Genomic DNA, 19,758 nt, shown 5'->3' on the forward strand with positions numbered 1-19,758 from the left:
CATTGTTGCAGGCGCGCAGGATTGGGTGATCGGCAGATGGCCGAGAGAAGCTTCGACGTGATCGTTGTCGGTGGCGGCCACGCGGGTGTGGAAGCCGCGGCTGCGGCCGCGCGCATGGGCGCCTCGGTGGCGCTCGTCACCCACCGTTTCGAGACCATCGGCGAGATGTCGTGCAATCCGGCTATCGGCGGTCTCGGCAAAGGTCATCTCGTGCGGGAGATCGATGCGCTCGACGGGCTCATGGGGCGCGTCGCGGACGCGGCAGGCATTCAATTCCGCCTTCTCAATCGTTCGAAGGGACCGGCGGTGCAGGGGCCGCGCGCGCAGGCCGACCGGGCGCTCTATCGGGCGGCGATGCAGCAGGCAATCCGGGAGACCGGTGGTCTTGTGGTCATCGAAGGCGCGGTCGAGGACCTGGTGGTGACTGGCGATGTGGTCGGCGGGATCATCACCCAGACGGGCGAGCGAATGCTGGCCGGTTCCGTGGTGTTGACGACTGGAACATTTCTCAATGGTCTCATCCACTTAGGAGATCAGACTCATCCGGCTGGACGGGTGGGTGACGCGCCCGCGCTGAAGCTCTCCGAGCGCCTCTATGGGCTGGGGCTCAAGATGGGCCGTCTCAAGACCGGCACGCCAGCGCGGCTCGATCGCCGGTCGATCGACTGGGATGGTCTTCCGCAGCAGGAGGCGGATGCCGATCCGGTGCCGTTCTCTTTTCTGACGAACGCAATCACCAATCCGCAAGTGACGTGCGCGATCACCACAACCAGCGAGGCGACGCACGCGATCATACGCGCCAATCTCGCGCGTTCGCCCATGTACTCCGGGCAAATCGCCTCGCGCGGTCCCCGCTATTGCCCGTCGATCGAGGACAAGGTGGTGCGGTTCGCCGACCGCAGCGCGCATCAAGTGTTCCTGGAGCCGGAAGGCCTCGATGACGACACCGTCTATCCGAACGGGGTCTCGACGTCGCTTCCAGCCGATGTTCAGGAGGCTTTTCTCAAGACACTTCCGGGACTTGAGAAGGTTGTCCTCAAGCGTCCAGGCTATGCGATCGAGTACGACTACGTCGATCCCCGCGAGCTTCTGCCGACTCTCGAGACCAAGCGGCTCAAGCGACTTTTCCTTGCGGGGCAGATCAACGGCACGACGGGATATGAGGAGGCGGGCGCGCAAGGCTTGGCCGCCGGCATCAATGCTGCGCTCGTTGCGGCAGGGGGCGTGCGTACGTTCGTCGTGTCGCGCGCGGATGCCTATCTGGGCGTCATGATCGACGATCTCGTCACGCGGGGGGTCACCGAGCCCTATCGCATGTTCACGTCGCGGGCCGAGTATCGTTTGCGGCTTCGCGCAGACAATGCAGATCAACGACTTACGCCAATGGGCGAACAAATCGGCTGTGTGACCTCGTTACGTTCACGGTCGTATTCCAATAAAAACAAGATGTTATCAGAAATAGCTAATGTTCTTTCTCAAAAAACGCTCACACCGACAGAAGCGGAACGAAACGGAATCGAAATCAACAAGGACGGAAGGCGGCGAAACGCGTTCGAGCTTCTCTCTTATCCTGACATGACTTTCTGCCGCTTGGCTGAGATTTGGCCTGAGCTGGCGAATTTCGATCCGGCGCTTGCGGCTCAGACAGAAATTGACGCTCGGTACGACTCCTATGTGCGCCGGCAGGAGGCGGACGTGGCGGCGCTCAAAAAGGACGAGGCCATCGCCATTCCGGCGTCTTTTGATTATGCAACTCTGCCGAGTCTCAAGGCAGAGCTTCGGGCGAAGCTCGAAGCGCAGCGGCCGGCTACGCTGGCCCAGGCCGGAAAGATCGAGGGCATGACGCCGGCTGCGCTCATGCTCATTCTGGCCACGCTCAAGAAGCAAATTCCGCGGAAACGCGCGTCATGACAGCGGCTTCGGGGGCTTCCGGCCGGATCGACACGGCGGAGGCGTTTCAGGGCGCCTTTGCCGTTTCACGTGAAACGATAGACCGGCTTCGCACCTACGAGGCGCTGCTCAGGAGCTGGCAAAAAGTCATCAATCTGGTTTCGCCTACGACCCTGGACGAAATCTGGCACCGGCATTTTGTGGATTCGGCCCAGCTTCTGGCGTTCGCGCCCGAGGGAGCAAAAAACTGGCTCGATCTGGGCTCGGGCGGCGGCTTTCCGGGTCTCGTGCTGGCAATTTTGCTCGCGGAGAAAAATTCCGACGCCCGAATGACCCTGGTCGAGTCCGATACGCGCAAGGCGGCTTTCCTCGGCGAGGTGGCCCGGAAAACGGGGCTTGCTGTGGAGATTCGCGGGGAGCGGATCGAAAAGTCCGCGACTCAGGCTAAGTCTCAGATAAAAGACGTGATCACGGCGCGTGCGCTGGCGCCTTTGCCGAAGCTTCTGGGGCTCGTTCAGCCGTTTTTTTCTCCCCAGACCGTGGCCTTGTTTCCTAAAGGCCGGGACGCGGAGGCGGAAGTCAGCGAGGCAGAACGGCAGTTCGCCTTCGATTACACGCTTGCTCCGAGCCTGACGGACGCTCAGGCGCGCATTGTGATAGTGCGAAATTTGGCTTTGAGGACGGAGGGTTAGACCCGTGACTGGCCTCGGTACGAAACTTAGGGCGCTGGCGGTCGCCAATCAGAAGGGCGGCGTCGGCAAGACCACGACAGCGATCAATTTGGGCACGGCGCTGGCCGCGATCGGCGAGCGCGTGCTTGTTATCGACCTCGATCCGCAGGGAAACGCCTCGACCGGCCTCGGCGTGCCGCCGGAAGCGCGGACGCGGACATCTTATGATGCCGTAATGGGCACGGTTAGCCTCTCGGAAGCGGCGGTTCAGACTGCAATTCCTGGACTTTTTGTCGTTCCGGCGAACTCGGACCTAGTGGGTCTCGAATCGGATCTCTCGGGCGATGTGAGCCGTGCTTACAAGCTTCGCGACGCGGTGGCAGCGCTGGCCGCGCAATCTCGCGGCAAGCCGGCCGATCAGGCCTTCAAATACGTACTGATCGACTGTCCGCCCTCGCTCAACATCCTGACTTTGAACGCGCTGGCTGCCGCGGATGCCGTTTTGGTACCCGTGCAGTGCGAATTTTTCGCGCTGGAAGGTATTTCTCAGCTCAAGGACACGATCGACCAGATCCGCGCGACGCTCAATCCGAGCCTGGAAATCCAAGGCGTCGTGCTGACCATGCATGACGCGCGGACCACGCTTTCGCGCGAAGTCGCGGACGAAGTCCGGGCCTTCTTCGGCCCCAAGGTCTACGAATCCGTGATTCCGCGAAATACGCGGGTCGCGGAGGCCCCGTCGCACGGCAAGCCGATCCTGCTTTACGATTACGATTGCGCCGGGAGCCAAGCCTATATCCGTCTCGCGACCGAGATCATCGAGCGCGAACGTCAAACCAAAGCCGCGTAATGGCCTCTAAAACATAAGTTTTTCGTCGTGCTTCGTACTGTGTAGTCGGGAGCGGTACGGAAAGCACCCGGGAGAAAACAGGTCAGGTCATGAATTCAGCGCTACCGAAAAGCCGGCTGGGCCGGGGGTTGGCCTCTCTCATTGGGGAATCGCCGCAGGCGCATCCGCGTTTGCCTGCTGAGGGCGAGCAGCGGCTTGCGCCGGTTGAACAGCTTCGGAGCGGGCGGTTCAATCCGCGCAAGGATTTCGCCGAGCAGGATCTGGCGGAACTCGCTGAATCGATCCGAACCAAGGGCTTGGTTCAGCCGATTGTCGTGCGACCGCACCCCGAGGACATGCAGGCTTTCGAGATCGTGGCCGGCGAGCGGCGCTGGCGCGCGTCGCAGAAGGCCGGCCTGCATATGGTCCCGATCATTGTGCGGGATCTTTCGGACCGCGAGGTTCTCGAACTTGCGATTATCGAAAATGTCCAGCGCGCGGATCTCAACGCCATCGAAGAGGCGAACGGCTATCGCGAGCTGATCGAGCGGTTCGACTACAGCCAGGAGCAGGTGTCCGAAATCATCGGCAAGAGCCGGAGCCACGTGGCCAACACGTTGCGGCTGCTCAGGCTTCCGGATTCAGTTCAGGCTTACGTGCAGGAGGGAAAGCTCACTGCCGGGCATGCCCGCGCCCTCGTGGGCCGGGACGACGCCGAGGCGCTCGCCCAGCGGATTTTGGAACAGGACCTCAACGTCCGCGAAGCGGAAGCGCTGGTTCAGGCCGGGCCGATTGGCGTGCCGGGCAATACGGGTGCGAAGAAGGTTCGAGAGAAGGATCCGGATACAAAAGCCTTCGAGAAAGAGCTGGCGGACTCCCTTGGGCTCAAGGTGGAGGTCAAGCGCGGCTCGGGCGAGAGCGGAAATCTGGTCATCAAGTACGGCAACTTCGACCAGCTCGACTATATTCGTATGCGCCTGATAGGCATGCCGGGCGGTTGAGCCGTGACGTCGAGGTCGGCCGCGGGACTAGGTCCAAATTGGGCGGCTGCGACGGCAGACTTGTTGCGGTGGAGCGTGGCAGTTCTTCTCGGGCCGTGGCCCGGCGTTTTCCTATTTCGCATTTCCGGGCTCGAACCTCTTGATTTCGATCCTGAAATGCTCTGGGGTTCTTCGCCATGAGCACCGATATTCTTTTCCGGCTGGCGGAGACGATCCGCGCCCGCCGTTCCGAATCCGCGGAAAAATCCTACACGCGCCAGCTCCTGCTGGCCGGGCCTGAGCGTTGCGCCAAGAAGCTCGGCGAGGAAGCGGTCGAGACCGTTATCGCGGGCGTTAGCCAAAGCGACGAAGCGCTGCGTGCGGAAGCAGCCGATTTGCTTTATCACTTGCTGGTGTTGCTCGAAGCGCGCGGCGTTGCTCTTGAAGATGTCCTGGCCGTTCTGCAAAGCCGCACCGTCCAGTCTGGACTTGCTGAAAAAGCATCCAGAAATTCTTCGTGAGTGTTGTCCTGCCTTCAGAATTCTTTGGAGAAGCCGCAAGGCTTCCTGGTGATCCGCAAATGAGTATGGCGCGGGATACTGCGGCGGCACGAGAGACGGGGCGCCTCGAGCTCGTCGGGGCGCCCGGAAAAGACATCCAATTCTCTCCTTATCGTGTTTTTACCCGCGAGGAGTGGGCCAGGCTTCGCGCCGACACGCCCATGACGCTGGCGCCCCAGGAGCTCGAGCTTCTGTCGGGTCTGCTCGAGGAGCTCAGCGTTGAAGAGGTGGAGACGATTTATCTTCCCCTCTCCCGCCTCCTCAATCTCTACGTGGCGGCGGCGCAGAAGCTTCATGCGGTCAGCTCGACGTTTCTCGGCCGGACCGACTGCAAAGTGCCCTTCATCATCGGTGTGGCGGGGTCGGTTGCGGTCGGTAAGAGCACGACCGCCCGCGTGCTCAAGGCGCTGCTCGCGCGCTGGCCGGACCATCCGCGCGTCGACCTTATCACGACAGATGGATTTCTGTTTCCCAACAAAGAGTTGGAAGCGCGAGATCTGATGAACCGGAAAGGCTTTCCGGAGAGCTTCGATACCACGCGGCTGTTGAAGTTCCTGGCGGATGTGAAGAGCGGCAAGGAGCGCATCGAGGCGCCGGTCTACTCGCATTTCCACTACGACATCATCTCCGGTCAGAAGATCGTAGTCGAGCGTCCGGATATCCTGATCGTCGAGGGGCTTAACGTGCTGCAGCCCGCCACGTTCGAGCGGGGCAGTGAGGCGGGTCCTTATGTTTCGGATTTCATCGACTTCTCGATCTTCATCGATGCGGATCCGAGCCTAATCGAGACATGGTACCTGGAGCGCTTCATGCGGCTCCGGAGCACGGCGTTTCGCGATCCAGCTTCCTTTTTCCATCGCTACGTCACGCTCACGCACGACAACGCCGTGGCGCGGGCGCTCGAGATTTGGCGCTCGATCAACCTCAAGAACCTCTCCGAGAATATCCTGCCGACGCGGCCGCGGGCCCGGCTGATTCTGCGCAAATCGCAAGATCACAGCGTCAGTACGGTGGCGCTTCGGAAGCTCTGATGCCCGAGATGATTCGCGCTCTTTTGCCGCTGTTGCATTGCGATAGTGGATGTCCGCACGCCTAAACATTGGGCTACGGACCGTTTGCCTACGCTATTTTTCGAGAAAAATGTCCCCGTGTGCCCGCGACTTGAGGGCTCCCGACCTAAATCGGGAAGTTTTCCCTCTAGACTTGCTGCGTCGCAGCAACAAAATAAGGGAAAGTTTCTCGGTTCTTAGCTCACAAGGAGACACACTATGAAGCGCATTCTCGCTGCCGCAGCCGCTCTCGCCCTTTGCTCGGGCGCTGCTCTCGCCGACGACAAGCCGACTGCCGACGAGGCCGCAAAGATCAAGGCCGCCGTTGCCGATTGGGGCTGCGAAGGCGGCGAGTACGAAAAGGAGACCGAGGGCACGGGTGTGTTCGAGGCCGAGGACGTGAAGTGCAAGCAGGGTCAGTACGACTTCCGTCTCGACAAGGACTTCAAGGTATTCGTGATCACGAAGGACTAATACGTCCCTTCGACTGAATTCAAAGGGCGCCTCTCCTTGAAGAGGCGCCCTTTTTATTTGCGGATCACGCTGCTCTGCGGCTTCGATCAGGCCGTAAGAGTTTCGAGCTTGCCCAGGATCGCGGCGCCCATTTCCGAGGTGCCGACCTGGCGCATGCTGGGCTGCATGATGTCGCCGGTGCGATAGCCGTCTGAGAGCACGGCGGCGATGGCCTTATCGATGAGGTCGGCTTCATCGGACATTCCGCACGAGTAGCGGAGCGCCATGCCGAAGCTCGCGATGGTGGCGATCGGGTTCGCAAGGCCCTTGCCGGCGATGTCAGGGGCCGAGCCGTGGACCGGCTCATAGAGAGCGAGGCGCTTGCCGGTCTTCTCGTCGGCGGCGCCGAGGGACGCGGACGGCAGCATCCCGAGCGAGCCGGTCATCATGGCGGCTTCGTCCGACAGCACGTCGCCGAACAGATTGTCGGTGACGATGACGTCGAACTGCTTCGGATTGCGGATGAGCTGCATGGCGCAGTTGTCGGCCAGGATGTGCTCGAGCTTTACGTCCGGGGCGTAAGACTTGTGGGTGGCGGTCACCACCTCGTTCCAGAGCACGCCGGTCTTCATCACGTTGCGCTTCTCTGCGGAATGGACCTTGTTCGAGCGCTTGCGGGCGAGGTCGAAGGCGACCTTCGCGATGCGCTCGATCTCGCGCGTCGTGTAGAGCTGGGTGTCGACGGCGCGCTTCTGGCCGTCCTCAAGAGTGACGATCTCCTTCGGCTCGCCGAAATAGACGCCGCCGGTCAGCTCGCGCACGATCATGATGTCGAGGCCTTCCACCAGCTCGCGCTTGAGGGAGGAGGCATCGGCAAGCGCCGGATAGCAGATCGCAGGGCGGAGATTGGCGAAGAGATCCAGATCCTTGCGGAGACGGAGCAGGCCAGCCTCGGGGCGGACGGCATAGGGAACCTTGTCCCACTTGGGGCCGCCCACGGCGCCGAAGATCACGGCATCGGAGGCTTTGGCCTTGGCGATGCAGTCGTCGGTGACGGCGACGCCGTGCTTGTCGTAGGCCGAGCCGCCGACGAGGTCGCTCTGGGTCTCGAACTTGTGCTTGCTGCTCGTCTTGTTGAAGAACGCGATGATGCGCTCGACCTCGGCCATGGTCTCGATGCCGATGCCGTCACCCGGGAGAAGAAGCAGCTTGTGCGTCGTCATGATGAAAGAGGTTCCGTCAAAAAGGTGGGATTTCGCTGGCGCGGTACTAGCGCGATGGCGGATAGGCGGCAAGCCGCACATGCGGGGGGCGGTCATTAACCCTCGCGCCCGGACAGACATCGAGCAGGATGCGAGGGGTCTCAGCCGATGAAGGGAATGTCGAGAAAAAGGGAAAAGCCGTTGATGGTCATGAAGGTGCCGAGAGCACCCATCACCGCGCTCGTGATCAGCAGCGTCGAGCCACCGGAGATGATGGCTACACCGCCCAGCACGATGGCGATCTGCAGCAACGCCTCGCCATAGTCGAAATAGGGATCCTGGCGCATGGCAACGTCTCGCTCGGCTTCGAGCGCCTTGCCGCGGTTGAACAGCTCGTCGAGCCCTTCGTTGGTCTTGGGATTCGAGGTGAGCTCTGCGTCGATCTTCTTGTAGTCGGCGATCTTTGCTTCGATGGCGGCGCGTGCCTCGGCCGTGAGCGCGGGATTGCTCAGCACCGTCAGCTCGAGCTGGTCAACCTCGAGACGCAAGGTGTGGCGGCGCATGTTCTTCGCCTGGAAGAAGCCCCAGACATTGGTCGCCTCGATGTTCTTGAGGGTCGCTTCCTTGGATGCGTTGCCGCCGCCCATGGAACAGATGGCGAGAATTACGGCGAGAACGCCGATGTAGACGCCAATCCAACGGTCGCGGTCGCGCTGATTTTCGTCGCCTGCTTCGCGGCCGAGATCATCCCAGACCACTATCGCGGCCCTCCGAGCGAACGAGCTCACGATACTCCGCGACGTCGCCGGTATCGGTCATGCGGTAGACCTGCGGGGCGGCCGTTGCAAGCTCGCGATCGAGGATCTGGTGCTCGTCCAGCTTTTCGAGGTGCATGATCAGGGCGCGCAGAGAATTTCCGTGCGCGGCGATAATGACGTTCTTGCCGGCGGCGACGTGCGGCCAGATCACATTGCGATAGTAAGGCTGCACGCGGGCTGCCGTGTCCTTGAGGCTCTCGCCGCCCGGCGGGGGCGTGTCGTAGCTGCGGCGCCAGGCGAGCACCTGCTCTTCGCCCCACTTGGCGCGGGCTTCTTCCTTGTTGAGGCCGGACAGCTCGCCGTAGTCGCGCTCGTTGAGAGCGGCGTCCTCGATCACTTCCGGTGTCGGCCCGCCGATCTCACCCAGGATGATATCCAGCGTATGCTGAGCGCGTTTCAGCTTGCTGGTGAAGGCGATGTCGAAGCGAAGTCCTTCGGACTTCAGAACGCGACCGGCCCAGCAGGCTTCGATCACGCCCTTGTCCGTCAGATCCGGATTACGAATTCCGGTGAAAATGTTCTTCTTGTTCCATTCGCTTTCGCCATGCCGCACGAGCACAAGTCGGTTCGTCATGGACCCAATCCGTTTCGTTCTTTGCAGCGTCGACATTTCGTCTAAAGCCCCAATACATCGCTCATGTTGAACAGGCCCGGACCTTTGCCCTGGCCCCAGAGCGCCGCCTTGACGGCGCCACGCGCGAAAATGCTACGGTCGGCGGCGCGATGCGTGATCTCTATCCGCTCGCCTTCGCCGGCAAATACCACCGTATGATCGCCGACTACGGTGCCGCCGCGCAGGGTGGCGAAACCGATGTCGCCACGGCGGCGCGGGCCGGTGTGGCCGTCCCTCGATCTTACGCTGTGTGTCTTGAGATCGATTCCTCGCCCTTCGGCCGCTGCGGCCCCCAGCATCAAAGCCGTGCCGGATGGGGCGTCGACCTTCTGGCGGTGATGCATCTCGACGATCTCGATGTCGAAATCAGCGTCGAGGGCTTCCGAGATGCGCCGCGTGATGGCCGTCAGCAGATTGACGCCGAGGCTCATGTTGCCTGCCTTGATGACCGTAGCGTGGCGGGCGGCCGCTTTTATCGCGGCTTCATCGCTTTCGCTGAGGCCTGTGGTGCCGATGACGTGCACGATGCGGGCGTTCGCGGCGAGCCCGGCCATCTCGATGGTGGCGGCGGGAATCGTGAAGTCGATCACGGCGTCGCTCTTGGCGGCGGCCTCCAACGGATCGGAGGAGACGGCCACGCCCAATGGCGCAAGTCCGGCGAGTGTGCCGACGTCGGATCCGATGTGGGGAGAGCCTGGGGGTTCGGTGCCGGCGCTCACGATGCAGCCCGGGGTGGCAGAGACCACGCGGACGAGCTCGCGGCCCATGCGGCCGGCCACTCCCGTCACGGCGATTTTGATCTCGCTCATCACAACCTCGCGGGTTCGATTGGGCGCCGATATAGCAATGGAGGGGGCTGAGAGGAAGTGCGGCTCTTGTGTCGGGGGCAGGTTCTCAACTGCGGCAGAGGTCCGGCAACCGCGGAAGGGGCGTCTTCGCCATTTTGTCCCGGATTTTGGCCATGATGGCGTGTAGAACGGGGGACTTCCAGGTTTGTCAGCCCACGGGGTTAAGATGGCCTTCCGCCCGGCCTGTCTGACCATATCGATCATCGTACTTTGGTACGGTGGGGCTCATGCCGTGCAGCAAGTGAAAAGTCTCTACACCGCAATTGACCTCGCGGCGTGCCGAACGGTTGCGGGCGCGCGCCACAAGCCGGCGCGGCTTTGCGAGGGGCTGCCCGGCTATCCGGTCTATGTGGCGGAGGGCAAACGGGGCGTCTATCTCAGTGTCGGGCCAAATGCGGCCGAGCGGCGCGCCGCTCAACAAACGCTGAAAGCTTTCAATACTTTGTCGGACAAGAGCGGCAACCGCTCGACGGTGGAGTGGCGCTTTGTCGTGCGCAACGAGAAACCGGTGCCGTACGCGACGATCGTCCGTTACTTCACGCAAGGCACGGGTGGCGCGGGCGAGGTGCTGGTGGTCGCGCGGGTGACGGAGCGCGAAACCTGCCACATCGCCTATGTGGATGCGCTGGCGACGCCGGATGCGATCGTGCTCGCGCGCAAGATCGCCGATACGAAAGCGCGGTCCGGAACCTGTCCGGCGGAACCTTCGGTACAAGGGCTTACGGGGCGCAGCCCGATGTGAGGAGCGGTCAGGAGGACCAGGCGAACGCGATCTTTTCGAGCTTCTGGTCGCCGATTGTCTCGAAGGCCTGCTTCACGGGGCGTCCGCCCCGGCGCCAGTAAAAATCCGTCGCCATGGTGTTCTGAGCGAGAGCCCAGACGATTAGACCTTTGAGACGCCGTTGATCGAGGCTGTGACGGCAGGCCTCGAACAGATGCTCGCCGAGGCCCAATCCTTGATGGACCGGCGCGATATAGAGCTCGTAGATCTCGCCTTGATAGGGGCCGCGTGTGCGCGAGAAGCCGAGCGTGGCATAGCCGACGATGGCTCCGGACTTTTCAAGCACGATGAGGCTGTCGCCACTGCGAATGACGCTCGTCCACCATTCGGCACCGCGGCGGCGGATCATGTTTTCGAGGTGGAGATGCGGGATGATCCCGCGATAGGCCTGCTGCCAAGATTGCGAGAAAGTCTCGGCGACGGACGTGGCGTCGGCGAGCTTGCCTTTCCGGATCTTGATATCGGAACGCGACCCTAACATCCCTTCACTATAGCGCTTATTTCGGAGGGCGGAAGGCTATCCGGGGTGAGGTTCAGAAAAAAACCAGAAGGCGCCAGCAAAACGCCCGGCGATCGAAATCGCCGGGCGTTGCTCATGTCTCAACCGTCTTCTGCGTGCTGCGATCAGCACGAGCCGATCCGAAGATCAGCCGGCCTTCTTGATCTGCTCGAAGGTCTTCGTGGCAGCCGAGTTCAGGCTGTCGAGGGTCTGCTGTGCAACCTTGGTCGAGAGCTCGAACAGCTCCTTCGACTGGGCGCCGGCAGTGGTGAACTGCTGCTGCACGAACACCGTCTGAAGACGAAGGAACTCGGGCAGCGTCTTGGCGCGAGCGAGAGCCTCGGCGGCCTGGAAGACAGCTTCCGTGTTGGTCTCGGTGTTCTTGAGGACCTTGTCGCTGAGCGACTTGGCGCCGGCCTGGGCAGTGACGATCACTTCCTCGATGACCTTCACGCCGTCCTTCGCGACGGTGTTGAACTTGCCGTAGGTCTCGCGGGCCTTGGAAACGCTGTCCTCGGCGATGGCCTGGACCTGGTCCGGGATGCGGGCTTCCTTGGCGGCAGAGAAGAACTCTTGGGTCTGGCGGGCGAAATCGTTCACGGGGGGCTCCTATGGGAAAATGTATGCGGCTAATTGCGAGTCAGGGCGCGGCCGGATCGGACTGCGAAAAATGAATGTGCGAACCGGTGCGTCCAAGCTTGTGATGCGTAACATAGCAGAGAATTATTGCAGTGCAACATGAAAAAATGTTGCTTCGCAGTAAGCGCCTCTGACCCATATCTGGCTTGGGTTAACGCGGTCCGCACGGCGTTAAGGAAAGCGGCGGAGTCAGGGATTGTTTCGCACATGCGAAATATTCGTGACGGTTCATTCTCTTAGGCGCTAAAGGCTTGGGAAAAGGTCGCGGTACCCCATGGCGGCGCGATCGAAGAGAATGTCGCGGGGCTCCAGCTTGCGGGCCAGCGCGAGCCCCTCCAACGACCGGCACCGCGACAAAGCGACATAGGCTTGTCCGTGGGCGAAGGTGCCCCGGCCGAGATCGATATACACGTTTTCGAGAGTGAGACCCTGCGCCTTGTGGATTGTGAGCGCCCAGGCGAGCCGCACGGGGAACTGTTTGAACGTACCGGCTACGGTGCCGACGATCTTCTCCTGATCCTTGTCGTAGGCGTAGCGGCGCTGCTCCCAGCTCGCGGGCTCCAGCTCGTGCTCCCGGCCGCCGACCTCGATGAAGACTTTTTTCTCCTCGAGGCGGGAAATGCGCGCGATGGTCCCGTTCACCCAGCGGCGGTCGGGGTCGTTGCGGAGGAGAATAATCTTTGCGCCGGCCTTGAGAGTGAGCGCGGTGTCGGTCGGTTGTGACGCCTGCGTGAAATCTCCTGTTATTCCAGCGTCATAGGTGTGCGCCCTGCCGGGAAGCGCGTCGAGATAGGCGGTATTGATGCGATGGGCGGCCGCGTTCGTCGGGGTGAGGATGACGAATTTTTCTCCCTCGCTCAGGGTGCGTATGGGAGCCACGCGCTCGTTCAGTTGGGAGAGGTCGTCCTCGTCGGCCTCGCCATCGCGGATGCGGTTCAAGACGGAGATGAGGCCTTCATCACTCTGGCGGAACACCTGAGTGAGCTCGAGGCGGGTGGTGCCCGCGCCTTCGTTCAAGGCCGGGACCGAGAAGAAGAAAGGACCTCCGAACTCCGACTCGAGATGCTGGGCGACCTCCACCTCCTGCACGACCGGCGGAAGCTGATGCAAGTCGCCGAACAGTATGAGGCGCACGCCGCCGAAGGGCTCGCGGGGGCGCCCGCGGTTGACGCGCAAAGACTGGTCGATGGCCCACATCAAGTCCGAGCGGACCATCGAGACCTCGTCGATGACGAGATACTTGAGCTTGCGCATGATGGTGCCGTTCCGGCTCCGCCGGATGTCCTCGAGGCGGAGGAGGCGGGGCGGCAGGCCGAAGAAGGAATGAATGGTCTGCCCGCCGACGTTGACGGCGGCGAGCCCGGTGGGGGCCAGCACCACCATCTCGGAGTCGACGGCGTTGCGAAGTCCCCGCAGCAGCGTGGATTTTCCGGTTCCGGCGCGGCCGGTGACGAACAGGTGGCCGCTGTCCTCGCGCACGAACGCTAGCGCGGTGCGGTACTCGTCGGTCGGGGTGATGCCTTCCGGCCAGAGACCAGCATCGGCGGGATCGGGGATCAGGGCTGGCGAGTGGGGCGGCACGGGCAACCTTTTGATGGCGACGGGTTCCGACCTAAGGCGATGCTCGCCCTCGTGTCAAAGAACGGTGTGGGTTTTCCCGTCCGGTGGCGGATTTGGCGTGTGCCGCTGCAATCCGTGAGCCTGTCTGAGCGCCGGCCTCCGCCGGTGTGACGCAGGTTTGGGGCAACCGGTCTCCTTATTGGAACATCATCCTGGCGCTGGGACGGAGCTAAGTTTCGCGGGGCGGCCAGGAGCCAGAGACATCAGGAACTGAGCAAACACTTCCGAGGCGGCCGCCATTACGACGAAATGGTCCTTGAAAGGGGGGGCTGGCGCGCGTAAGTGAAGCCCGCCGTCGGATTTTTTCCGACGCGTTCTCAAGCCACCGCCGGAATTTGTCGTCGTCGACCCTCCGGCGGTTCAATAGGGACTCCTGAGCCATGGGCTACAAAGTTGCTGTCGTGGGTGCGACCGGTAACGTCGGCCGCGAGATGATGAACGTGCTCACCGAGCGCCGGTTTCCGGCTGACGAGATCTTTGCGATCGCGTCGCGCCGCTCGCTCGGCACCGAAGTTTCGTGCGGCGACCAGACGCTCAAATGCCAGGATCTCGAGCAGTTCGATTTCTCGAAAGTCGACATCTGCCTGATGTCGGCCGGCTCCGCCGTGTCCAAGGAGTGGAGCCCGAAGATCGGCGCCAAGGGCGCCGTGGTGATCGATAACTCATCGTACTGGCGCTATGACCAGGACGTGCCGCTGATCGTGCCCGAAGTGAACGCCGACGCGATTTCCGGCTTCGCCAAGAAGAATATCATCGCCAACCCCAACTGCTCGACCGCGCAGATGGTGGTGGCGCTGAAGCCGCTGCACGATGCCGCCAAGATCAAGCGCGTTGTGGTTTCGACCTACCAGTCCGTGTCGGGCGCCGGCAAGGATGCGATGGACGAGCTGTGGGCGCAGACCAAGGCCAAGTACGTGCCCGGCCAGGACGTGGAGCCGAACAAGTTCCCCAAGCAGATCGCCTTCAACTGCATTCCTCATATCGACGTCTTCATGGAAGACGGGTTCACGAAAGAGGAATGGAAGATGGTCGCCGAGACCAAGAAGATCATGGACCCGAAGATCAAGCTCACGGCCACGTGCGTGCGCGTGCCGGTGTTCGTCGGTCATTCGGAGTCGGTCAACATCGAGTTCGAGCGTCCGATCTCGGCTGACGAAGCGCGCGAGATCCTGCGTGATGCGCCGGGCGTGCTGGTGGTCGACAAGCGCGAGCCTGGCGGCTACGTGACGCCGGTCGAAGCTGCCGGCGAGTATGCCACCTACGTGTCGCGCATCCGCGAGGACACCACCGTCGAGAACGGTCTCGCGCTTTGGATCGTTGCGGACAACCTGCTCAAGGGCGCCGCGCTCAACGCAGTGCAGATTGCCGAGACGCTGATCAGCCGCAATCTGCTGAAGGCCGCCGCCTGAGCAGGTTCGGGTCGTTTCAGAACTGCCAAGGGCGCGTGGAGTGATCCGCGCGCCCTTTGTGTTTTCGAACTTGCGAGGATGAGCGAGGTGTGCGCGGAGGCGCTGGGCTATTCGCCCGCCGTGTCCTTGTTCAGCGCGTGGCGTTGAAGGAGCCCGACCTGCGAGATGGCGAAGGCCATTGTGATCGGCATGATGCCGAAGACCTTGAACGTCACCCATTGGTCGGTGGTCAGCAGGCGCCACGCGAACTCGTTCAGGATGGCGAGGAACACGAAGAAGCAGGCCCAGCGAAAGGTGAGCTTCCTCCAGCCTTCGTCATCGAGCGAGAACACGTCTCCGAACAGGTAGCTGAGCAGGGATTTCTTGAAGAAGAGGCCGCCGAACAGGACGGCGGCGAAGATGCTGTTCACGATGGTCGGCTTGAGCTTGATGAAAAGCTCATCCTGCAGCCAGAGCGTGAGGCCGCCGAACACGAGCACCACCACGCCGGAGACCAGAGGCATCACCGGAACGCGGCCGAACAGGAAGCGCGAGGCGATGAGGGATGCTGCCGTGGCCGCGATGAAGCAGCCGGTGCCCCAGAAGATTCCGGCCCGCGAATTGACGATGAAAAACACCACGAGCGGGCCGAGCTCGACGAGGAACTTCATGAGCTGCTGAGAGCCGCTTTCCTGTGTTCCGGTCTTCATTTCCGTCTGGCTCATGACTCTCAGTCCGCTGTCCGCTCGCAGGTTTCACTCGTGTGACCATAGACGGCCATGGTGGCAAAAGAAACGCTGGCCGCTCCGGACCTGTCGCCGGTCTGCGCGCCGCTCAAAGGTGGTGCTTGCTCATCCACTTGGTCAGTAGCCACGCGTAGAGGCCGCTCATCGGCAAAACGATGAAAAGCTTGAAGGCGATCCAGATGTCCACGCCGTTCATGGCGTGACCGAAGATCGTATAGACGTGATCGTCCTTGAAGCTGACGCGCACCACCTCGTTCAGCACCGCCGTGAACAGGAAGAACCAGGCGAAGCTGCGGGTGAAGGTGTCCCACCCTTCCTTGGTGTAGTGGAACGTCTTCTCGAACACGTACTGGAAGAAATTGCGGTTCGTCCAAAGGCCGATGAACAGGAAGCCCGCGAACAGTGCGTTGAAGATGGTGACCTTGATCTGCACCCACATGGGATCGTGCGTGATCAGCGTCAGGGCGCCGAAGACGATCGTGACCGTCGAGGCGATCAGCGGGAAAATCGGCGGCCTGCGGAACATGTAGATCATGGCCACGATGGCGAGCAGCGTGGTGAGGATCAGGGCCCAGGTGCCCGCGTTGATGCCGTAGGCCGCGTTGACCACGAACATCGTCACGAGTGGTCCGAACTCGCTCAGGATGTTGACGGTCTGCTCGGCGTTGAACGGATAGAGGCGCTTGCGGGGGCTCATGATCGCTCGGTGACCTTCGGTTTATTTTCTTAGTGCCACATCGCCAGGCGCATTGCTCCCGGCCGTTGCAGCTCAAGTTTCAAATTTCGGCAATGGCGCGTGCATAGTCCTTGGCAGAGAAAGATTGCAAATCGTCGACACCTTCGCCGACGCCGATCGCGTGAACGGGCAGGGCGTGCTTGGCGGCAATGGCGACCAGGATGCCACCGCGGGCGGTGCCGTCCAGCTTGGTCATTACGAGGCCGGTGACGCCTGCCCGATCGCGGAACACCTCGACCTGTTGCATGGCGTTCTGGCCGGTGGTGGCGTCAAGCACCAGGATGACGTCATGGGGCGCGGTGGGATCCACCTTGCGCATGACGCGGACCACCTTCTCCAGCTCGGCCATGAGGCCTTCCTTATTCTGAAGCCGCCCGGCGGTGTCGACGAGAAGCACGTCGAACTTGCCTTCCTGCGCGTCTTTCAGGGCGTCGAAGGCGAGGCCGGAGGCATCCGATCCCACATCGCGGGCGAGCACGGGCACGCCGGTGCGCTCGCCCCAGACCTTGAGCTGGTCGATCGCGGCGGCGCGGAAGGTGTCGCCGGCGGCCAGCATAACGCGGCGCCCCTCGCGGGTGAGCTTCGCGGCGAGCTTGCCGATGGTGGTCGTCTTGCCGCTGCCGTTCACGCCGAGCACGAGCACGACGTGAGGTTTGCGCGTCTCGTCAATGACGAGCGGACGGGCCACGGGCTCCAGCACACGCGCGACTTCCTCGGCCAGGGTCTCGCGGATCTCCTCGCTCGAGATCTCCTTGTCGAAACGGCCCTTGGCGAGCGCGGTGGTGATCCGGCTCGATGTTTCGATGCCGAGGTCTGCGGCGAGCAGGACTTCCTCGAGCTCGTCGAGCGTGTCCTGGTCGAGCTTCCGCTTCGTGACGAGGCCGGTGATGCTTTCGGTGAGGCGTGAGGACGTTTTGGAAAGGCCCGATTTCAGGCGCTCGAACCAGCCCTTGCGCTGAGGCGGCTCGGGGGTGACGGCGGCGACGGGTGGTTCGCTCTTCTCTTCCGGCGCAGGTGCGGGCTCCGCGCGGGCCGTGGCCTCGCTCGCCTGTTCGTCGGAGGGCGGCGGAGAAGGCTCGTTCGAGGAGCCGCCCAGCCAGCGGCCAAAAAAGCCCTTCTTCTTCGGTTCGTTCGTGCTCACGAGAGGACCATTCCAGTCAGGCGGCGCCCATCGTTTGGACCAAGCGTGGCCCAATGAAAGGTGCCGATCGGCGCTTCGCGATCGACGCGCACCTCCGCATACTGCGGCGTGCGCCCGGTGTCGCTGCGCTCCATGAGAATTTCAATGCGCTCGCCCTGCTGGCGATCGAGAAAGCGGGCGTGAGCGCGCTCTCCCTCCCGGCGCAGGCGCGCGGCGCGCTCTTTGACTGCCGCGCGATCGACCTGCGGCATGCGAGCCGCAGGTGTGCCCTTGCGTGGCGAGAAAGGAAATACGTGGAGATACGTGAGGCCGCAGTCCGCCACGAGATCGAGCGTGTTTTCGAACATGGGCTCGGTCTCGGTCGGAAAGCCGGCGATGAGATCGGCGCCGAATACCATGTCGGGCCTCAAGCGGCGCGCTTCCTCGCAGAAGCGGATCGCATCGTCGCGCAAGTGACGGCGCTTCATGCGCTTCAGGATGAGATCGTCTCCGGCCTGCAGCGAGAGATGAAGATAGGGCATGAGCCGCGGCTCGGTGGCGATGGCGTCGAGCAAATGCTCGTCGGCTTCGATCTGATCGATGGAGGAGAGGCGGAGGCGGCGCAGCTCCGGCACGTGCGTGAGCACCTGCTTCACCAGGCGGCCGAGCGACATGCGCCCGGGAAGGTCGGCGCCGTAGGAGGTTATGTCGACGCCGGTGAGGACGATCTCGGGGTACCCGGCTTCGACCAGCTTGCGGACCTGGGCGACGACCTCACCTGCCGGGACCGAGCGGGACGGGCCGCGTCCCATGGGAATGATGCAGAATGTGCAGCGGTGATCGCAGCCGTTCTGAATCTGCACGAAGGCGTGGGCGCGCGAGCCGAAGCGGTCAATCATGTGGAGCGCGGTGTCCTTCACGCTCATGATGTCGTTGACGGCGACCTGCTCCAGCGCGTCCGTTGCGAGCGCATGGAAGGTGTTGGCGTCGAGCTTCTCGGCATTGCCGACGACGTGGTCCACGCCCTCGATCTCGGCAAAGCGCTCGGGCTCGATCTGGGCGGCGCAGCCGGTGACGATGAGGCGCGCCTCGGGATGATCGCGGCGCAGCTTGCGGATCGTCTGCTTCGCTTGGCTCACGGCCTCGCCCGTGACTGCGCACGTGTTGACGATCACGCACTCGCCGAGGCCGGCCGCGGCAGCGTGGCGGCGCATGACTTCGGACTCGTAGGCGTTGAGGCGGCAGCCAAGCGTAACGATCAGGGGTTCGGGCATCACGTTATGGGAGCTTTGGCACTGAAGCTTCTGGGCTGATTAGGGCAAACGGCCTTCGGGAACAAGGCAGGGCTGCCCCTTAGCCGCTGCGGCAAGCTCGGCTTCCAGGATGCCCTCGTGCTCCATCTCCACCGGACCTGTCATGAGAATGTGGTTGTTCGGGGCCCATTCTATGGTCAATGGGCCGCCGGGCAGGGTGACGGTGACCTTGCGCTCGGTCAGCTTCTTGCGCATGGCGGAAACGGCGGAGGCGCAGGCGGCGGTGCCGCAGGCGCGCGTCAGGCCGGTGCCGCGCTCCCAGGTGCGGATCTTCATCGTGGTGGGAGAGGTGACCTCGGCGAGACTCACGTTCACCCGCTCGGGGAAGAGGGGGTGGTTTTCGATCAGCGGGCCGAAACGGCCGAGATCGTAAGTCTCTACCGGCCGATCGACCCAGAATACCACGTGGGGATTCCCGACGTTCACCACCGAAGGGGAATGCAGGACCGGCTTCTCGATCGGGCCGATCTGCAGCTCGATGGCGCGGGTGTCGTGGAACTTCTCCGCGAGCGGAATCTCGTCCCAGCCGAAACGCGGCTCGCCCATGTCCACCGTGATTGCGCTCATGTCCTTCACGGACACGGCGAGGATTCCGGCGCGCGTCTCGAAGTTGAAGTGCGTCTTGCCGCTGAGCCCGCGCTCCAGCCAGCCGATGCAGCGAGTGCCGTTGCCGCAGGCGGAGGATTCGGATCCGTCCGTGTTGAAAATCAACACGTAGGCTTCCGTATCCGCGGTGCGCGGGGGATAGAGCACCATCATCTGGTCAAAGGCGGTCTTCGGGTTTTCCGCGACAGCCTTGATCTCGGCGGGCTTCAGGCTCGAAGCCCCATCGCGAAGATCGAGAACGACGATCTCGTTGCCGAGTCCGTTCATCTTTACATAGCGGTGGGGAGTTGGCGCGCTCATGGGCCGACTATATGGGCGAAGCGGCGTCAAAAGACAATTGATGCGGGCACGTGGCGGGCGTGCGGCGTGACAAATGCGGCTCCGACCCCTTCGGCAT

21 protein-coding genes are annotated in these 19,758 nt (G+C 62.5%); 9 read left to right on the forward strand and 12 right to left on the reverse strand.

Annotation, left to right across the window (positions count from 1 at the left end; genetic code table 11):
* Positions 1-36 precede the first annotated feature (36 nt).
* The 7 genes from mnmG to F812_RS0110030 all read left to right on the forward strand — a co-directional run bounded on the left by mnmG (position 37) and on the right by F812_RS0110030 (position 6,453).
* On the forward strand, positions 37-1,911 hold the full coding sequence (gene mnmG / locus F812_RS0110000) for a tRNA uridine-5-carboxymethylaminomethyl(34) synthesis enzyme MnmG (protein WP_020085836.1): 1,875 nt from the start codon (positions 37-39) through the stop codon (positions 1,909-1,911).
* Positions 1,908-2,582, forward strand: a complete 675-nt coding sequence (gene rsmG / locus F812_RS0110005) for a 16S rRNA (guanine(527)-N(7))-methyltransferase RsmG (protein ID WP_020085837.1) — start codon at positions 1,908-1,910, stop codon at positions 2,580-2,582. Before mnmG ends, rsmG begins: the two co-directional genes overlap by 4 nt.
* A 4-nt stretch (positions 2,583-2,586) precedes the next feature.
* Complete coding sequence (locus F812_RS0110010; protein ID WP_020085838.1) at positions 2,587-3,411, forward strand: ParA family protein; 825 nt, start codon at positions 2,587-2,589, stop codon at positions 3,409-3,411.
* Between the two features lie 89 nt (positions 3,412-3,500).
* Complete coding sequence (locus F812_RS0110015; RefSeq protein WP_026868002.1) at positions 3,501-4,391, forward strand: ParB/RepB/Spo0J family partition protein; 891 nt, start codon at positions 3,501-3,503, stop codon at positions 4,389-4,391.
* 176 nt (positions 4,392-4,567) lie between these two features.
* The gene (locus F812_RS0110020) at positions 4,568-4,891 is read left to right on the forward strand and encodes a phosphoribosyl-ATP diphosphatase (RefSeq protein ID WP_020085840.1); all 324 of its coding nucleotides are present in this window, start codon (positions 4,568-4,570) and stop codon (positions 4,889-4,891) included.
* A 59-nt stretch (positions 4,892-4,950) separates the two neighbouring features.
* Entirely contained in the window at positions 4,951-5,961 is a 1,011-nt protein-coding gene (gene coaA, locus F812_RS0110025) for a type I pantothenate kinase (RefSeq protein ID WP_198011172.1), read from the forward strand.
* Between the two features lie 237 nt (positions 5,962-6,198).
* Positions 6,199-6,453, forward strand: a complete 255-nt coding sequence (locus F812_RS0110030; RefSeq protein WP_020085842.1) for a hypothetical protein — start codon at positions 6,199-6,201, stop codon at positions 6,451-6,453.
* Positions 6,454-6,539: 86 nt separating this feature from the next.
* Here the strand turns inward: F812_RS0110030 and leuB are convergent, their stop codons facing one another.
* The 4 genes from leuB to dapB form a co-directional block, all read right to left on the reverse strand.
* Positions 6,540-7,655: a 3-isopropylmalate dehydrogenase gene (gene leuB / locus F812_RS0110035; protein ID WP_020085843.1), complete on the reverse strand. Its 1,116-nt coding sequence runs from the start codon at positions 7,653-7,655 to the stop codon at positions 6,540-6,542.
* 140 nt (positions 7,656-7,795) lie between these two features.
* Positions 7,796-8,392, reverse strand: a complete 597-nt coding sequence (locus F812_RS0110040) for a DUF4337 domain-containing protein (RefSeq protein WP_020085844.1) — start codon at positions 8,390-8,392, stop codon at positions 7,796-7,798.
* Positions 8,379-9,026: a 2,3-bisphosphoglycerate-dependent phosphoglycerate mutase gene (locus F812_RS0110045; protein WP_020085845.1), complete on the reverse strand. Its 648-nt coding sequence runs from the start codon at positions 9,024-9,026 to the stop codon at positions 8,379-8,381. The genes F812_RS0110040 and F812_RS0110045 overlap by 14 nt, the downstream gene beginning before the upstream one ends.
* A gap of 41 nt (positions 9,027-9,067) precedes the next feature.
* A complete protein-coding gene (gene dapB, locus F812_RS0110050; RefSeq protein WP_020085846.1) occupies positions 9,068-9,874 on the reverse strand; it encodes a 4-hydroxy-tetrahydrodipicolinate reductase in 807 nt (268 codons plus the stop codon).
* Positions 9,875-10,079: 205 nt separating this feature from the next.
* Here dapB and F812_RS25435 point away from each other — a divergent pair, with 205 nt between their 5' ends.
* Positions 10,080-10,655: a hypothetical protein gene (locus F812_RS25435; protein ID WP_020085847.1), complete on the forward strand. Its 576-nt coding sequence runs from the start codon at positions 10,080-10,082 to the stop codon at positions 10,653-10,655.
* Between the two features lie 7 nt (positions 10,656-10,662).
* On the opposite strand, the gene F812_RS0110060 is transcribed toward F812_RS25435, so the two are convergent.
* The 3 genes from F812_RS0110060 to F812_RS27115 all read right to left on the reverse strand — a co-directional run bounded on the left by F812_RS0110060 (position 10,663) and on the right by F812_RS27115 (position 13,413).
* The gene (locus tag F812_RS0110060; protein ID WP_020085848.1) at positions 10,663-11,175 is read right to left on the reverse strand and encodes a GNAT family N-acetyltransferase; all 513 of its coding nucleotides are present in this window, start codon (positions 11,173-11,175) and stop codon (positions 10,663-10,665) included.
* Between the two features lie 165 nt (positions 11,176-11,340).
* The gene (locus F812_RS0110065; protein WP_020085849.1) at positions 11,341-11,793 is read right to left on the reverse strand and encodes a phasin family protein; all 453 of its coding nucleotides are present in this window, start codon (positions 11,791-11,793) and stop codon (positions 11,341-11,343) included.
* A 282-nt stretch (positions 11,794-12,075) separates the two neighbouring features.
* Positions 12,076-13,413 (reverse strand): ATP-dependent DNA helicase, encoded by a 1,338-nt coding sequence (locus F812_RS27115; RefSeq protein WP_273219359.1) that lies wholly within the window; start codon positions 13,411-13,413, stop codon positions 12,076-12,078.
* A gap of 419 nt (positions 13,414-13,832) precedes the next feature.
* Between F812_RS27115 and F812_RS0110075 the strand changes: the two genes are divergently transcribed.
* Positions 13,833-14,861, forward strand: coding sequence for an aspartate-semialdehyde dehydrogenase (locus F812_RS0110075; RefSeq protein WP_020085851.1), 1,029 nt, complete (start codon positions 13,833-13,835; stop codon positions 14,859-14,861).
* 107 nt (positions 14,862-14,968) lie between these two features.
* On the opposite strand, the gene F812_RS0110080 is transcribed toward F812_RS0110075, so the two are convergent.
* The 5 genes from F812_RS0110080 to dapF form a co-directional block, all read right to left on the reverse strand.
* Entirely contained in the window at positions 14,969-15,565 is a 597-nt protein-coding gene (locus tag F812_RS0110080; RefSeq protein ID WP_020085852.1) for a septation protein A, read from the reverse strand.
* A 109-nt stretch (positions 15,566-15,674) separates the two neighbouring features.
* A complete protein-coding gene (locus F812_RS0110085; protein WP_020085853.1) occupies positions 15,675-16,283 on the reverse strand; it encodes an inner membrane-spanning protein YciB in 609 nt (202 codons plus the stop codon).
* A gap of 79 nt (positions 16,284-16,362) precedes the next feature.
* Entirely contained in the window at positions 16,363-17,463 is a 1,101-nt protein-coding gene (gene ftsY, locus F812_RS0110090; protein ID WP_020085854.1) for a signal recognition particle-docking protein FtsY, read from the reverse strand.
* Positions 17,460-18,716 (reverse strand): tRNA (N(6)-L-threonylcarbamoyladenosine(37)-C(2))-methylthiotransferase MtaB, encoded by a 1,257-nt coding sequence (gene mtaB, locus F812_RS23420; RefSeq protein WP_020085855.1) that lies wholly within the window; start codon positions 18,714-18,716, stop codon positions 17,460-17,462. Before mtaB ends, ftsY begins: the two co-directional genes overlap by 4 nt.
* Positions 18,717-18,755: 39 nt before the next feature.
* A complete protein-coding gene (dapF, locus tag F812_RS0110100; RefSeq protein WP_040498100.1) occupies positions 18,756-19,661 on the reverse strand; it encodes a diaminopimelate epimerase in 906 nt (301 codons plus the stop codon).
* Positions 19,662-19,758 lie beyond the last annotated feature (97 nt).

It is taken from the genome of Hyphomicrobium zavarzinii ATCC 27496 (assembly GCF_000383415.1).
GTDB classification, from domain to species: Bacteria; Pseudomonadota; Alphaproteobacteria; order Rhizobiales; family Hyphomicrobiaceae; genus Hyphomicrobium_C; species Hyphomicrobium_C zavarzinii.